This is a genomic window from Nitrospira marina (assembly GCF_059568365.1).
In genome coordinates this window covers 4,119,350-4,135,248 of sequence record NZ_JCANTH010000001.1, presented here as the reverse complement: position 1 = coordinate 4,135,248, position 15,899 = coordinate 4,119,350, and the positions used below count along the sequence as shown (strand labels likewise).

The 15,899-nt window shown below is 48.0% G+C and carries 10 protein-coding genes; 6 read left to right on the top strand and 4 right to left on the bottom strand.

The window, feature by feature from the left end:
- Positions 1-1,136 precede the first annotated feature (1,136 nt).
- Both LX98_RS17825 and LX98_RS17820 read right to left on the bottom strand, forming a co-directional pair.
- A complete protein-coding gene (locus LX98_RS17825; protein WP_496430136.1) occupies positions 1,137-2,525 on the bottom strand; it encodes a sigma 54-interacting transcriptional regulator in 1,389 nt (462 codons plus the stop codon).
- Between the two features lie 279 nt (positions 2,526-2,804).
- Positions 2,805-2,933: a hypothetical protein gene (locus LX98_RS17820; protein WP_496430135.1), complete on the bottom strand. Its 129-nt coding sequence runs from the start codon at positions 2,931-2,933 to the stop codon at positions 2,805-2,807.
- Positions 2,934-3,427: 494 nt separating this feature from the next.
- Here LX98_RS17820 and LX98_RS17815 point away from each other — a divergent pair, with 494 nt between their 5' ends.
- From LX98_RS17815 to priA, 6 genes are all read left to right on the top strand, one after another.
- Positions 3,428-4,819 (top strand): alginate export family protein, encoded by a 1,392-nt coding sequence (locus LX98_RS17815; RefSeq protein ID WP_496430134.1) that lies wholly within the window; start codon positions 3,428-3,430, stop codon positions 4,817-4,819.
- A gap of 353 nt (positions 4,820-5,172) precedes the next feature.
- Entirely contained in the window at positions 5,173-6,972 is a 1,800-nt protein-coding gene (locus LX98_RS17810) for a SulP family inorganic anion transporter (protein WP_496430133.1), read from the top strand.
- A gap of 132 nt (positions 6,973-7,104) precedes the next feature.
- Positions 7,105-7,629 (top strand): hypothetical protein, encoded by a 525-nt coding sequence (locus tag LX98_RS17805; protein ID WP_496430132.1) that lies wholly within the window; start codon positions 7,105-7,107, stop codon positions 7,627-7,629.
- Between the two features lie 326 nt (positions 7,630-7,955).
- Complete coding sequence (locus tag LX98_RS17800) at positions 7,956-9,881, top strand: ATP-binding protein (RefSeq protein WP_496430131.1); 1,926 nt, start codon at positions 7,956-7,958, stop codon at positions 9,879-9,881.
- A gap of 3 nt (positions 9,882-9,884) precedes the next feature.
- On the top strand, positions 9,885-11,273 hold the full coding sequence (locus LX98_RS17795; RefSeq protein WP_496430130.1) for a sigma 54-interacting transcriptional regulator: 1,389 nt from the start codon (positions 9,885-9,887) through the stop codon (positions 11,271-11,273).
- A gap of 614 nt (positions 11,274-11,887) precedes the next feature.
- A complete protein-coding gene (priA, locus tag LX98_RS17790) occupies positions 11,888-14,203 on the top strand; it encodes a replication restart helicase PriA (protein ID WP_496430129.1) in 2,316 nt (771 codons plus the stop codon).
- A gap of 24 nt (positions 14,204-14,227) precedes the next feature.
- On the opposite strand, the gene LX98_RS17785 is transcribed toward priA, so the two are convergent.
- Positions 14,228-14,668, bottom strand: coding sequence for a hypothetical protein (locus tag LX98_RS17785; protein WP_496430128.1), 441 nt, complete (start codon positions 14,666-14,668; stop codon positions 14,228-14,230).
- Between the two features lie 109 nt (positions 14,669-14,777).
- Positions 14,778-15,584, bottom strand: coding sequence for a right-handed parallel beta-helix repeat-containing protein (locus tag LX98_RS17780; protein ID WP_496430127.1), 807 nt, complete (start codon positions 15,582-15,584; stop codon positions 14,778-14,780).
- Between the last annotated feature and the right edge of the window lie 315 nt (positions 15,585-15,899).

Below are 15,899 nucleotides of genomic sequence, written 5' to 3'. Positions count from 1 at the left end.
GATTTATAAATTCAATAAATATTACAGTAGCTTATATATCCAAAAGAAAAGTGCATTCATTTCTACTCATGAAAACGAGCGGATTTATCAAGATAGGACTGTGCGATATCGCTCTAATTTTGGAGGTAATGGATAGATGAGAAGAACTCCAACCACGAGTGGGTAGAATGGAAAGCCGCTGCGGTTAGGAACATGAGACCTTTAAAAAATCACCGAGGACGTTCCAAATTTCACCATGTCGTAGGGTAGCCAGGAATAGGATATGTTAGGTGTGAAGATATGGGGGTTCGGATGCCCTCGGGCAAGTTCCCTGAACCTATAAATTTCACCATTGCGAATAGAGTCTAGGATTCCATCCACATTAGGAGTGTGGCAGGTTAAGCCTTGATGAAGTTGCCAAAAGGGTTGGCCCGATCAGGGTAAATCCCTGAAATTGGCGAGATCTTTATTGTTCATTGAAGTTTTATGAAACGCTTCCGGCTTCACTCATTTAATTATTGAGGAATAGCGTTGCCAAACAATTTTTTTATAAAAAAGAATTTAAATTTCTACAGTAATGGGTTTCTTTCCCCATCAACGAAAACATAAGAAGTCTCAATCCAAATCCAGTCTTTATGGTTGGCCCGTGAATTTGCACACCGGTCAATACCGCATAGTCGGTTTTGTTGGGATCGACGGTTAGTTGGATCATCCGTTCAAGATCTTCTCTGATGAGATGATATGTTGGGTGGCTTTGGTCAAAGTGACCCAATCGGGAATTTCTCCGAATCCCAATTTTCACAACAGCCGTTGCGTTAGGAGGCTCTGCTCCACGTCGCCTGGGTTCAGGTCCAGGCTGGTTTCTCCTCGAGAACGGTCTTGGAGAATCTTTATCAATGCGCCAAACCTTGGGACAAGGCTTCTTTGTTCAGAAACTTTTACGCCCTATTCATCGGAGAGCTTTGAGGATGAGAGTGGGAGGGAAGTTATGGCGAATATTTTTAAATACTCGGTGGGGCCATGACAAATGCCTGTTAAAGGCTTGGAGGCCTGCCTTTGAGCTCAGCGAGTATGGAGGAATCTTACCCCGTATTAAATAGAAGAAGAATGTGCCAAAAAAGAAAGGCGAATGAATGGAGCAACTACCGCCTACTTTCTCACGATCCCTCTGTCTCGTGGGGATAGTTTTTCCGAAATTGAAGATGTTCATCCAGTGTCCGTGTAGAAATGTGAAGATAGCCAGCTGCCTGTTCTTTGTCCTGCTTGGTGAATCTCAAGACTTCATTAATCACCATGACTTGAATGTCTTGTAGACTGTGTTGGCCGATTTCAAAGAGCACCCGACCAGTATTTGGAGGGAGACCTTCTCCGCTGCCAGGATGTTGAGAATAAAAATCCAGAGAAGTAAGGACAGGTCCTTGCGAGCACAACACCGCTCTGCGAATCATAGCCTCTAATTCTCGAATATTCCCCGGGAATTGGTACGTATCCAATAGCGGAGGTACCGAAGAATCAATATCGAGTTTTGGACGGCCGATCTCTTCACCATAGGCGTGAATGGTTTTGATTACCAAAGGGATGATATCTTCTTTCCGTTCCCGCAGGGGAGGAATGAAGAGTTGCTGTTTTTCGAGTAGCGAACGTAATTCTGGATGAAATATTTCCTGGTAGCCCGGTTGATCCAGCGGAATCGAACTGGTCACTACAATTCGATTGTTGATGGGGAGTCGGTCAAACCCTCCCATTCGACAAAATGCACGTGTTCGAATGGCCTCGGCTAATGATCCCTGAATGGGAATTGGCAGATGTTCAATCTCATCAACAAATAGGGTTCCCCCATCGGAATGTTCAATTGCTCCCGGCATGCTTTGGCTGGCACCACTGAATGCCCCGCGTTCATATCCAAATATTTGAGGTTCAAGGAGTGATCCCCTCTGTTCGTTGCAACTGACGGTGACAAACGGGCCGAGCTGTTTGTGGCTATTATAATGAAGAATGCGTGCCAAGAATTCTTTCCCCGTCCCAACCTCCCCTTGAAGAAACACTAAGGGGACGTCCTGGGCGTCGAAAAATTTGAGTTGTTCAATGACCTTGGTCATGGCTGGACTCCTGGCGATCACATGTTCCCAGGAATATTGCCGTTGTTTCTCAGAAGCCGAAAACTCAATTCGACGCCTTAGCTCCAGGAAGGTGATGGCTCGATGTAAGGCTGGTTCAACCGTTGAAAAATCAATGGATTTTATCAAGAAATCATAAGCTCCGAGCCGCATCGCCTCCACCGCATCTTCTACGCTTCCATAAGCAGTCAACATGACAACCAGGGTTTTCGGGATCTTTTGTCGAATTTGGCGTAAGGTTTCGAGTCCATCCATTTCCGGCATTTTAAGATCCAGGAACAGCAAATCAGGCAGTTCATGTTCCAAAGCCTCAATGAGCGAGGGTCCTGAATGGAAACTTCTTACGAGGTGCCCTTTTCTCACCAACCGGCGACTTAACGCAGAACACACGTTTTGATCATCGTCGGTCACATAAATTGTTGCACGCATAGCAGTCCTTGTTTAGGAGATCTTTAAAGAAGTTGTACCGGCATTTTTTGTACTTTCCCATCTTTGGTCATCGATATCAACCGCAGAGGAGTTCTGGAAACAGTGATTTTTTGGGGTAGGTGTCTTTTGTAATAATTGGAATGAGAGTCCCTGCTATCGTCCTGAATTCAAGGGGTATTAGATAACTGGCAGGACTGACTTTCGGAAGATCTCGGTCTCAATGACCATGAATGGGGTAGAGGCAATGCGGATGTTGTATGTCCTCTTTCGTTGACGCACTCACCATGGCTTCCACGCATAGCGCAGAGGTTCGACCATTTCAATGTAGTTGTACGTTTCGGCCAGGTAGATGCTGATTGCCAACTCGAGAATAACAATAAACAGCCATGCTTTCGTCAATGTGTTCATGGTCGCGTCCTCTTTACAAACGCTATAACGAAAAGTCTATACCCATAGAGCACCTCTGGGATTTTGGTGTTCAACAGTTGAGCTCCACCAATGGTATTTGTTGGTTCCACGCAATTCTCAGTCATAGCCGTATCAAAAAAGTTTGCGCCGTATTGCCGAACACAATCAGCCGGCGTGCGATGATGCACAGGGGGTGATGTGTGAAATGGCACCATTTTTTAGGCTTGGGTCCCCGTGCATCTAGGCAAAAGCCAGGGGGAAATTGATAGGAACGTAAGGTAAATTTTGAAAATCAATCGAAATCACCTCCATCACGCTTAATCTGACGGTTTTGGCGGCAGGGACGCATCCTATTATTGTTGTACCTCTCCAATGCCGTTTTCAGATTCCTCGATGTCTAGAAATTGGTACTAGTTTTGCGTAGCAAATGAAAAATAGGAAAATTTTGAAAATGAAAATTATTATGATCGGCTTCTGTCTTGTATGGAGATTCGATGAAAAATATTGGGGTGGTTTGTTTAGGCCTCCTTTTCTTGCTTGGAGGTCTGTTAGAGGAAAATCCTGCACATGGGGCTGAAAATGGAACTCATACCAAAGAATTCCCGAGTGATTTTGATCGCTTGAAAACTGTTTTGCAACAGCCGAATACTCTTTCTGCTCTGACGCCGGAATGGCTGGATTTGGGAGTTGAACATCGAACACGGTATGAAACGTTTAATCAGAGTTTTACGAAAGGCACAGCAGGAAGTGATCAGATGGTTGCGCAGCGGACGAGAATTCTGTTGGGAATTAAGGATATTTGGGACCCTATCCGATTCACACTGGAACTCGCAGATTTTCGGGCCCCTGTGGCTGATCGGGGGCAGGATCACAATCCCAATTTTGTCGATCATCTGGATATTTTTCAACTCCATCTTGATCTGGTGTCGCAGAATTTTTTAGGAACAGGGACCTCAGGTAAGCTGGAAGTCGGTCGTTTAGTCATGGATTTTGGAGAAGGGCGTCTCATCGCAGGGCATCGTTTTGGAAGCTTTACTCCATCATTTGATGGTGTGCAATTAACCCTTGGGAGAGATAAACGCTCTGATTGGGGTCTCCGTGCCTTTGTCACACAACCGGTCCAACGTCATACGGTTAGCCCGGATTGGACTAGCCCAATTAGCTACTTTTCCGGTGCGGCGATTTCCAGCCGTCATGTCCCCTGGGCTAATGGGGAGTTATATATTTTTCAGTTGAATGAGGGGAGTAATCTTCAAAAACGTAATCTTTCCACTATGGGATTTCGGGTATTTTCCAAGCCTGCAAAAGAACAATTTGATTACGAAATAGAATCGATGTACCAGGTTGGAGAGGTCGATCATACGAAACACTTTGCACATCGACATCACGGTGAGGTGGGCTATAGTTTTGCGACTGAATGGCCCTTACGATTTGTCTATCTGTTCGACTACTCGTCCGGAAACCGGAATCCGGAAAAGAATTTTGATTTCTTGTTCGCAAAACGCCGCGCAGAATATGGACCAAGCGGAATTTTGGGCATTATCTTTCCATCCAATATTTTTTCACCTCTTGGGTTTCGCTCGACTCTCCAACCGATCTCCACGGTCAGATTGATGGCATCTTATCGAGCCTTCTGGCTGGCAGATGGCCGCGGCCCTTTTGTGGGTAGCGGTCTGCAGGATCCGACCGGTCAAGCGGGCACCTTCCTTGGCAATATGTTGGATAGCTCCATAACGTGGGCCCCTCAGAACGGTTATTTCCGACATACAACTTTTGAGGTGGGATATACGCGTTTTTTCAAAGGCTCCTATTTTAACCGAGTGCCACAAAGCCCTGGGACGGCCGATGTCGATTATGTCTATACCATGGCGACATTGACATTCTAATTCCTCGGTTAATCCTGATAGGGTTTCACCGGCCCCTCCCTTCATCCTTCCTATAAGGGAAACGTCCTCTTCTCTTGTTCATGTCGTAACGGGAGTTATTTCGCACAGGTCACACCGTACGAATTCGCACAGGAGGCCTTAGCGAGAAAAACTTGTTTTTAACTGGGAGAGGATCAGGGCCCAGATATTGTTGGAATTATAAAGAAAAAATCAAAGAAATTTCTCTGATCCCTCACTGTTCGATTATTGGCATGTAAGTTGCGCATGAAGCTTGTCGTAAATTTTAAAGGAATATTTTTGCCTTTTTGTAAAGGCAATGACGAAATAGGCGAATGAGTCGGAGGCAATTAGGAATGGGGCACCTGACACCGGGTATTCGTATATATCTTAAGGATTTTAATTTTAAAGACAATTTTAAAGGGATTGTCAGCAATGTGCGAGGGGATGTGCTGGCGGGGATCACTGTGGCGATGGTGGTGCTTCCCATGGCCTTGGCCTTCGGTGTGGCTTCGGGGCTCGGGGCAATTGCGGGCATGTGGTCGGCAGTGGCGGCGGGTCTTATTGCGGGGCCCTTAAGCGGATCAGCGTGGTCGGTTGGTGGGCCAACGGGACCCATGACCATTCAAATCCTTTCAATGACCCAGACCAATAAATTAGCCGATGGGAGCCCCGATCTGGTTTTCGTATTTACGACCATCGCCTTAGCCGGTTTTATATTGATTGTGTTGGGACTGTTGAAGCTCGGGCAATTTATCAAGTTCACACCCTATTCAGTCATCTCCGGATTTATGACGGGTTTGGGTGTGTTGTACATGCTGCTGCAATTCAACCCATTTTTAGGACTTCCCGGCGCCAAAAGTATTACCTCTGCTATTACGGAATTGCCCTCCAGTTTGGTCCATGCATCCCCCGTGGCCTTGGGAATCGGCTTGTTGACCTTACTTATTGTCATCGTTTGGCCAAAAATTTCTCCTGTGACCTGGCTGCCAGGTCCATTGATCGGATTATTGGCCGGTACGGTAACTACGGTTGCCCTGGGGCTAGACATCCCTAAAATTGGAGATATTCCCACGGGCTTACCCGAGCTGTATCTTCCCAATCTCAACATTCTAGAAAAAGCCTTCGTCCCGGCTGCGGCTCTGGCGGGGTTGTGTATATTCGATAGTCTTCTGACCTGTCTCATAGTCGATAATATGACCGGAACACATCACAATAGTGACCGTGAATTGGTTGCCCAAGGATCAGCCAATCTCTTTTCAGGATTGGTCGGAGGGCTGGGGGGAGCCACGAATACCATGCCATGTGTTGTGAATATCCAAAGTGGGGCTCGTACCCGTTTGTCCTCCATAACCATGGGCCTTGTTCTGCTTTCGTTCATTTTCGGACTGGGTTCATTGGCCGCATCCATCCCTCTTTCCGCCTTGGCCGGTATTCTCCTCAAAGCCGGCTATGACATTCTGGATATGCGAGTTCTGCCGGTAGTTCGGAGATTGCCCACCTCTGATTTGATGGTATTTGGTCTGGTGGTTTTCATGACTGTGTTTTGGAATCTTTTGTCTGCCATGGCGATGGGACTTGCAGTGGCGTTTTTCCGTTTTGTAAAAGACCAGTCTGATCGCTATAAAGCCGATCTCAGTCAGCGGGATGAAGATGTAAAACAGGAAGAAGAAGACCTCATTTTTTCCTTCGCCAGGGATTATGCCAGAAAAATCAGCCGGAATGGGGACAATATGGGAGAGCTGAGCGGTCGTTTTGAGCATATCGTTCGAGACCGGATTATCATCGTCCGTCCTCACGGTCCATTATTTTTCGGTGCGATCGATTGGCTGAACGAGACGGTGGAGCATCTTGACGACAAAGATGTGCTCATCATTCGTTGCAAATGGTTGGATGAATTGGATTTGTCGGGTGCTTATGCGTTAGGCGATTTAATTGAAGCTGCCAACAGTCGCGGGGTGGCGGTGTTAACCGCCGGCATGTCCCCTCGAACCCGACAAATTCTTGCCGATTTAAATGAGCTTTCCAGACTGAAGGAAGACTATATCTGCACACATTTTAATGAAGCTTTGGATACCGCTATGCAGATCGTGGAAAAAAAGGCTGTGGAGGTTAGGCTACAAGCCCACATAGAACCGGTTTTGACGGGAGGTTAGCGTGGTCGTTTTGCTTGCTTACGAGTCATGGGAGTGACGGCCTTGAATAAAATTATTGAGGAGCATCAGTTGGGGGAGGCATTTTAAGAGGCTCTCCCGTTTACGGCCCTCCTTGTAGAGTTTTTTTCGGTTGTGGTGGTGATCCAGGAGCAACAACTTTTTGGAAACAGTATCCAATATGTACTGTCTAGGGATGGTGGACACCAGATCGGCATTTTTTTTATGGCCAAATGCCTTCTTTCCGCGATCAGGGACAACGTCTGTGTCGCCACGATCTATATAGAACAGATGTTGCGGGCATTTCACCAGGGAGTGGTTCCCCGTGATCAATTTAATCTTTTGGCGGTCGCTATCAACACGGGGACCAATATTCCTAGTGTGGCCACTCCAAATGGGCAGGCGGCCTTTCTTTTTCCTTTGACGTCCGCTCTCACCCCACTTATTCGCCTTTCGTATGGCCGGATGGTGTGGATGGCTCTTCCCTATATGGTCACCATGGCCCTCGTGGGACTCCTGGCTGTGCATGTGTTGTTGCAACCAGTAACGGAAACGGACTATACACAAGGGGTCTTGACGCATTATGTGGCGGCTGTTTCAGCACCCCATTCAGCTCAAAGGATTCCCGCATCTATGGTTGGTTCAACCTTTTACAAGTAAGTCTTGGGTGCGTCTACCTCTTGCCTCTTCCTCATGCTTGCAGGCTTTCCGATTTTCATAATGCGGTTTTACCGACCATGGATTTTCGCCAGTGATCACGGACTCCCCTAATCTGACCAGGGAATCTTTCTCCGTGAGTTGGGAGGGGGCCACCGGGTCGACCTGTTCAAGCAATAAACTCTAATTAGAGGAATGATCCTACGTTGGGGACCTCCCATAATGAGATTAGCCCAGCTATTGGGGTATAGTGGCGTGGGGATCGGGCTCTGTCAGGCCTGTCAGCGAAAGGTTTGATGAAATTGTAAGAGAATTTCGGAGAAGTCGCTATGTCTCTCAATAAATTATTTTTAAATCTTCCGATTGCCAGAAAGCTACTTTTAGTCTCTGGAGTCCCGGTTTTGGCCGTCTTGATTTTGAGCCTGGTGACCTATAGAAGCGTTCAGACTTTTTCTTTGGATGAAGATCGCCTGAATGATGTGTATCTGGTGCAAAGCGCGTCGGCTGAATATATGCGCTTAGTTGTGGATCTCGAAACCGGATTTCGGGGGTTTATTCTGACTCAAAAGGCTCCCTTTTTGCAGCCCTATTTGGCAGCCAGGCAACGAGTGTTGTTACTTGGGAATTCATTGAGACAGATGGTCAGGTCTGTTGAGGATCAGCGACAGGTCATCGAAACTGTTCAAGGAATGGTCGAGCAATTGATGAATGACAAAGATCGGCTGATTGAACGGGTCAAGGCGGGTTTTCCGCAGGAGGCCACGGACTATGTCGAGAGTGAAAAAGGGCGTATCCTTATGCTTGCCATTCGTGAAGAAATGGCTCGATTTGACCGGCGAGAAGTCACGCAATTGCAACACGCCCTTGGGAGTAGTGCCGCAGACCGGGCGGCCCTGATGGGGGTGGTCGTGTGGGGAGGTTCGTTGGCGTTGATTTTGTTGCTGGTACCTCTTCATCTCATTGCGCGGTCCATTACAGGACCATTAACGACCTTGGTCAAGGCGGTGGAAAATGTTTCCGGAGGGAATATTCCGAATATTCCAGTTTTCCAACGGGACGATGAAATTGGCGAATTGACGAAAGTTATGCAGACAATGGGCACCCAAATCCGGAATCATATCCGGCGAATTGAACAATCCGAACAGGAACTCCGAACGCTGAACCAGGATTTAACTTCTTCTGAGGCCAAATATCGAGGGATTGTGGATTATGCGCCCATCGGAATTTTCACGGCAAAAAAAGATCATCTGATTTTTAGCAACCGGCAGAATTGGGTCCTGGCTGGGAGGAATCCCGATGAGGTGTTGGATCCTGAACATATGTGGGAAGCGATTCATCCGGATGATCGGGAGGGAGTGCGCGAAACTTTTCAAGATGCCTGTTACCAAAGTGAGCCCTTTGAGCGGGTCCTTCGCTTCTTGCATCCAGACGGAGCTGTGCGCAAGGTCTTATGTCGCGCGGTTCCGATTCAAGATCGCGGCGGCCAGACCATGGTGTACCAGGGATTCAATGTGGATATCACGGCTTTAGAGTATATGCGTGCACAATTGAACCGGTCTGACCGCTTGGCCACATTGGGACAAATGGCTGCAGGTATTGCACATGAGATTCGAAACCCGCTGGTGGGTATCGGGTCAACCACCACCTTGCTGATGGAAGATTTTCCTGATGGTGATTCTCGGCATGAAGACCTCGTTACCATTCTCAAGGAAACCCGGCGACTGGATCGCATTGTGAACCAAATTGTTGACTTTGCGCGACCACGAGACTTGCTCCCGGTAACCTTTCAATTGCAAGATCTGATACAGGAGTCTTTGCAGGTCCTCAATGAACCAATCAAACAAAAGGCCATTCAGATTGATTTTCATCCGCCTGACAAACTGAATTCCATCCAAGCTGATCGGGATCAACTGAAGCAAGTGTTGCTAAATGTGATCCAAAATGCCGTTGAGGCGATGTCAGAGGGCGGATGTCTTCGTCTGTCCGTTGAAGAGGAGACCATTGAACGAATACCGGGGCTGCGTATTAAAGTCCAAGATAATGGAAAGGGAATCAGTCCAAGTGCTCTTCCCCGGATTTTCGAGCCGTTCTTTACCACCGGTAAGCATCGTGGAACTGGACTGGGACTGCCTATTTGTCGAAATATTATTGAAGCCCATGGAGGTGAAATCCATGCGGAAAGTCAGTCAGGTATTGGGACCACCATGACATGGTGGCTGCCTTGCGTTTGCCAACCCCAACTTCCCACGGTGTAACCCATGCGCGCGAACATTTTTGTGACGGATGATGATGACGTGGTTCGCCAAGCCATCAGCCGACGGATCGCTAAACGACACCATCATGTGCGAAGCTTTGCTTCGGGGGAAGCCTTATTGGAAGCCCTTGACCATGATGCGCCAGATCTCATTCTATTAGATTTGAAAATGGCCGGGTTAAGCGGACTAGAGACTCTCAAGCATATTCGTGCGAAATCTCAACAGTCCCTTGTCATTCTCCTCACGGCCTATGGCACGGTGGAAGATGCCGTGGAAGCCATCAAACTCGGGGCCTATGATTTTCTGATTAAAAGCGTCGATTTCTCCAGTGTGGAACCTGTGATCGATCGTGCGCTGGATTATCTATCTTTACGGCGCCGTATCGATTTTGAAACGCAGGATAGGCCTGGTCGATATGCCTTCAACAGTTTGATTGCCAATAGTCCCAGTATGAAGGAATTGGTTGGGCAAATTCAGGAAATGGCAAAGAATTTGAAAACGACGGTCCTCCTGTTTGGAGAAACGGGAACAGGGAAAGAATTTGTCGCTCGAGTCCTTCATCATAACGGCCCTCGGGACAAAGGTCCCTTTGTGGGGGTGAATTGCACCGCCATTCCTCAGGAATTATTTGAAAGTGAATTGTTTGGCTATGAGCGTGGGGCCTTCACGGGTGCGAACCAGCGCAAACCCGGTCTCTGTGAGCAGGCGGAAGGAGGGACGCTCTTTTTAGATGAGATTGGAGACCTCAATCCTTCCATGCAGGCGAAATTGCTCCGTGTGTTACAGGAGCGTTCCTTTAAACGGTTGGGTGGGCAAGAGGATATTGAGGTGGATTTTCGTCTGATTGCGGCCACCAATCGTGATCTGCGCAAAGATGTGGCGCAAGGCAGATTCCGGGAGGACTTGTTTTTTCGGCTGAATGTGGTGTCATTGAATCTCCCACCATTACGGAATCGGATAGAAGATATTATCCCTCTGGCTCTTGCGACGTTAATTCGACAAAGCAGCGACCTTGGCAAAGAGGTTTCGGCTATTGAGCCGGAGGCCCAACGGCTGTTGGAGCGCTATCCCTATCCGGGAAATATTCGTGAACTGGAAAATATTATGGAGCGTGCGGCTATTTTTTGTCGTGGGAAAAGTTTGACGGAAGGGGATCTGCCCCGTGAAGTCCATGAAGAGGCTCGTTCCTCAGTAATTGCGGTCACTCAAGGGGATCAAAAGGTGGTGCGCATGGAAATGATTCTCGGAGAACAATCCCTTGCGGGCATTGAAAGCGATTTGATCGAAGAAGTCATGCGGTTATCCGATTATAATAAAAGTCTCGCTGCCAAATATCTTGGCATTACTCGCTTTGCTTTGGACCGCCGTCTCAAAAAAATCCCCGAGTCTTGATCCTATCTGGCGGTGTCTGAAATGTCCGCCAAATGATGGTGTTCGTATGTTCGTCTTTTCAGAACAAGAGAACAAGTTGATGCATTGAGGTGGTCAGGGGGAATTGTCCGGTCCTTATTGGGGTTTTTTTCGACTTTTTAGAAGCACAACGATGCCAATGACCCCAATCAGTAGAGCCAAAATTCCAAGTGTTTCCAAGCCTCCCATCTTGCTATCCTCCTCCGATTGTGTGCCCTCGGTATTGATCTCTCTTGCGGTGTGTTGTATGGGCAAAAGCCTGTGAACCGACCGATTCTTGCCTAACCGGCTGGATAGGATTTCATCCGGTCGTTTCTATCTTTCCTGTTTTTATCGAAATCGTCAAGGTGCCGTATCAAACAGGAATGCTGGAAGCTTCAGTGATGAAACATGATAACCTGATTTTCTTCTACCCAGCATGCTAGGTATTGATTATGAGGATGAGCAGGCAAGTCGGTTGGAAATTTTTTATAGCTCAGTGCTTACCTGCCTGTGGCCCTCAAGATGTTTGTTGATCTGAGGGCTGAGGTGGAATAGCGTTGTAGGCAGAATAACTCGCTGATAGAATTGTGTCCTCATGAAAACCGTAATCACTCATGCTTGCTGACGTTGTCCTGCCGGCCAGACGGTTCCAGGTCTTTACCTATCAAGTCCCCCCCCATCTCCTTTCTCTGTTGCATGTAGGAAGTCCCGTGGCGGTACCTTTAGGCTCTACTGTCGTCTCTGGAGTAGTCGTGTCGCTTTTTGAAACACAAAACTTTTTTTCCCAGCAACCGAAGTTCGGCCAAAAACCGTTACGTGCCATTCTTTCGTTGGAGGCCGATGCCGTGAACCGTCCTTTGGAACACAACCTTCTTCGGCTGGTTGAAAAAATTTCAGATTATTATCTGGCTCCTTTCCCCGCATGCTTGCGGTTGATTGTCCCCCCACATTCGATACCAGTAGTAAGGCGAATATCCCTAACGGACGACGGTCGACAGGCCTTATTGGACCGCTCGCTGGCATCTAACGTCCAATTGTTGCTTCGCAAGTTAAAACAGGCTCCCAGGGGATTGCTCCGATCCTCTCTTATGCGAACGATGAAAAATGTTTCAGATACTTTAACTCGTGCGAAAAAGAAGGGATGGATTATTGAACAGACGAACCTGCCTTCAGGATCCAAGGTTCAACGTCCGGTTCGTGGAAGCAAAGTTGGACGAAACCCCATGCATTCAACTTCCCGTGGCCTATTTGATTCTCCTAAAGAATCAGGGGAACTCCCGGAATCTCTTCAACGTTCGGCGTCCAGCTTTAAAGACAACCAGGTATGGCAAAACTTGTTCTCTGCCGTCCAAACCGGCGGTTTTCAGGAGGTGCCTGTTGTGGGATCGGAATCAATTCGACAGGATCTGCTGTTCACGATGATTAAGACCATTCTGAATAAAGGCCGTCGCGTCCTCATCCTTGCTCCAGAAGTTCAGCAAGCCGAAATCCTTGGCGAACAGGTACGACTTGTTGGCAATATTCAGGTTGAGATCTACCATGGCCATCTTTCGACAATAGTTCGTGCTGCTCGATGGGAACGAATTCGACAGGGCGACGTGCAGGTCGTGGTGGGGACTCGATCAGCACTATTTCTGCCAGTTCCAAATTTGGGGCTCGTTTGGATCAATCAGGAGGAGGATCCGTCCTACAAAGATGAGCATCTTCCGTATTTTCACGCCCGGGAAGTCGCACGAATGCGGGGAGAATATGACCAGGCTCTCGTAGTATATGGTTCGACGTCGCCTTCCTTGGAACTCTACGGACGATTTACAGAGCAGGTCGGTGAGGCATTGGAACGCTCATCACAGCAGATTCCCCATGTGAATATGGTTGATTTACGAACCTTACCGTATGAGACCATCATGTCCCCAGTTTTAGTCACCAGGATCACGCAGTCCTTGGACGAGGGGAAGCAAGTAATTTTACTTCTCAATCGTAAAGGGTTTTCCGGCGCGCTGGTGTGCCGGGATTGTGGAAAGGCTCCGAGTTGCCCCACCTGCGGAGTTGCCTTGAAACTCTATCAGCGACCTTCCCGTTTGGTGTGCACCTACTGTGAGGGAATTCAACCAACCCCTGAAACCTGCCCCACGTGTCAGGGCAGGGTGTTTCGATTTTCCGGCATGGGAACGCAGCGACTGGAAGAAGAGGTGAGGCGTCTTTTTCCCGCAGTCCCGGTTGCTCGGTTCGATCGGGAGAATGTAAAAACCCCCGAAGCGGCTGATACGATGTTACGCCAATTCCGGCAGAGGGATATTGGGGTAATGATCGGGACGGAATTTTTAGTTCATCAATCAGAGCCACCTACGGCTCCGGTCATTGGGTTACCTCAAGCTGATCTTGGGCTCCATATTCCTGAATTCCGATCAGCCGAACGAACGTTTCAGATGTTGTCGAGGGCTCTCAGATTGGCCCGGTATGGACAGGAGCCCGGGGAGGTGATTCTCCAAACCCGAATACCTGATCATCATGTACTCACAGCCATTGGGCACCAGTGTCCCCGAATGTTTTATGACCAGGAACTGGAGTTGCGTAATCTCTTAGGGTATCCCCCGGCTACTCACGTAATTTTGTTGGTTGTGACGGGGGAGCAGGCGCCACGGGTGCAAAAAATCGTGGACTTTCTCCATCAACGATTGAAGGAGTTTGAAGGGAGAAGACCTCAAGGTGCAGCGGGAAAAGCGGGCATGGGAACCCCAATGGTCCTGGGTCCGATGGCATCCAAGAAACCAGGGCGGATCAAGAAAAATCGTATAATTTTTCTGATGAAAACGGCTGATTTATCGGAAGCACAGCGAGATCTTCGCAGCCTTCGGCGGGCGTACGAAGCAGAATTTCCCAAAGATCCGGTAATCGTTGAATTTAATGTGGACCCCATGGACATTCAATAGCAGGGGTTTGGCCTTATCACGGGATTAGCCTGATCGCCTTCTTGACTGTTTCTTCTGGTTTTTTGTTTTGGGAAGGGATGGTGAAGGGGAGGTCGGGGTGTTCTTCTCTCGAGTGCGTTTGAAAATGCCATAGGCAAAGGTCATCCAGAACACGCCGGAAAACAAGCCAAACAACACGGCGGTGAAAATCCGTTCCAATTCTTCTAATGGAGGTTCTGGCCCCAGCTTTTGAAGATCGGTCATTTGCATGATGGGCCACGCCAAACTTTCCACTCCTAAGAGGAGTGTGGAAATCGCCCAGGTAGTTCCAATAGACGGACTTTTCCAGGCCAATAGGAGGGCCAATCCGATGGCCAGAGCCATCCCCATAGGTACCGATAAGGCTCCCACTAATAACCAGAGTCCCACCGTCACGGTGAGGCTACCCAATACAGCGTTCAGTTGATGCCACAAATAATCATTCATCTCGAATCGTCCTGGAAAGTCCTGTCAACGTTGCGCACCATATCATAGACCCTCGTTACCCAGCATCCTGTATGGTCTTGGTGTATGACCAGTCGTGCGCCGATTCGATCTAGCGACCAATATCAGCCAAAGGTTCGGTGGTGAGGGTATAGGCCCCGCGAGGGTTATGTGCCAAATGATTTGATTGTGGGAGGTCATCAGATTTTGGAGTGCTTTCACAATCCGGAGTGAGCACAATTCCCCAATGCGCGTTTTCTTCACAAGTATTCTCGAGGATAAGCGCCCTGGCGAGGTGAAAGAGAAGAATGCCGCTTAGCATATTTTCCCGACAGATGTTTTTAATCATATCGGGTCGAGTGCCCTCGTCCCGTGCGGCCATTCCAAAATGATGATTGCCAAAACATGTATTTTCCCGAAGATACGGTTGAGCTCCGGCAAACGAAAAAATACCGGACTCCCGATTATGAGAGATCTCGTTGTCGAGCAAGGTCGGGCGGCAATCCGGTCCATAAATCACGACTCCGGATAAAAGCCCTTCTGTGGCCCTGCAGTGAGATATGGTGCACACCGAATCTAAAATATTCAGGGCGGAATGTTGGTCGCTGCCCACATACCGGAACGTGATACCACTGATCTGTCCGCCGGAAACTCGTTGTAGATAGCAAGGACCGCTCCGACGATTGAATATTGTGACCTGGTCCCGACCGGCGCCGACAAGATGGATGGTTCGCTCAGTCATTACCAACCGATCTTCATAAACCCCCGGTCGAATAAATATTTGATCATCTTGTTGTGCGTGAGCGAGAGCTTCGCTGGGTAGGGTGAAGCAATCTGGGTGCTCCGCATCTACAATTAACGTTTTTCCTCCGAAAGGATTGGGTGGCGGTTCGTGAAGAGGTGAGTGTTCAGCGGACAAGGCCATCTCCTATTGCAAAATGGTTCTGTCAAACGAGGGCCATCAAATTTACGGTGAAAATGTATTGAACGTCCTTAAGTAGACGAAGACAAACCGAAGGGTGAATCATACAGAAATTTCTTAGATTGACATTTCATTATCCAACATCCAATGCCCAAAATAAGGAAAAATATCTGTAATTTTGCCATTTCCTCTTCTGGTATAGAAATTGATTAAGTTTTTTCCTTGTACAAAAAATAAATTCTAAAGTCTTTTTTGTCTAAATGTATTTTTGAATGATCGAAGAGTTTTTCTGCATTAAAAGAGAAGTCTGAT

Excerpts from the sequence above, each read along its gene's own strand:
- LX98_RS17825 (WP_496430136.1), bottom strand. The coding sequence starts at position 2,525 with ATGCGTGCAACAATTTATGTGACCGACGATGATCAAAACGTGTGTTCT.
- LX98_RS17820 (WP_496430135.1), bottom strand. The coding sequence starts at position 2,933 with ATGAACACATTGACGAAAGCATGGCTGTTTATTGTTATTCTCGAGTTG.
- LX98_RS17815 (WP_496430134.1), top strand. The coding sequence starts at position 3,428 with ATGAAAAATATTGGGGTGGTTTGTTTAGGCCTCCTTTTCTTGCTTGGA.
- LX98_RS17810 (WP_496430133.1), top strand. The coding sequence starts at position 5,173 with ATGGGGCACCTGACACCGGGTATTCGTATATATCTTAAGGATTTTAAT.
- LX98_RS17800 (WP_496430131.1), top strand. The coding sequence starts at position 7,956 with ATGTCTCTCAATAAATTATTTTTAAATCTTCCGATTGCCAGAAAGCTA.
- LX98_RS17795 (WP_496430130.1), top strand. The coding sequence starts at position 9,885 with ATGCGCGCGAACATTTTTGTGACGGATGATGATGACGTGGTTCGCCAA.
- priA (WP_496430129.1), top strand. The coding sequence starts at position 11,888 with ATGCTTGCTGACGTTGTCCTGCCGGCCAGACGGTTCCAGGTCTTTACC.
- LX98_RS17785 (WP_496430128.1), bottom strand. The coding sequence starts at position 14,668 with ATGAATGATTATTTGTGGCATCAACTGAACGCTGTATTGGGTAGCCTC.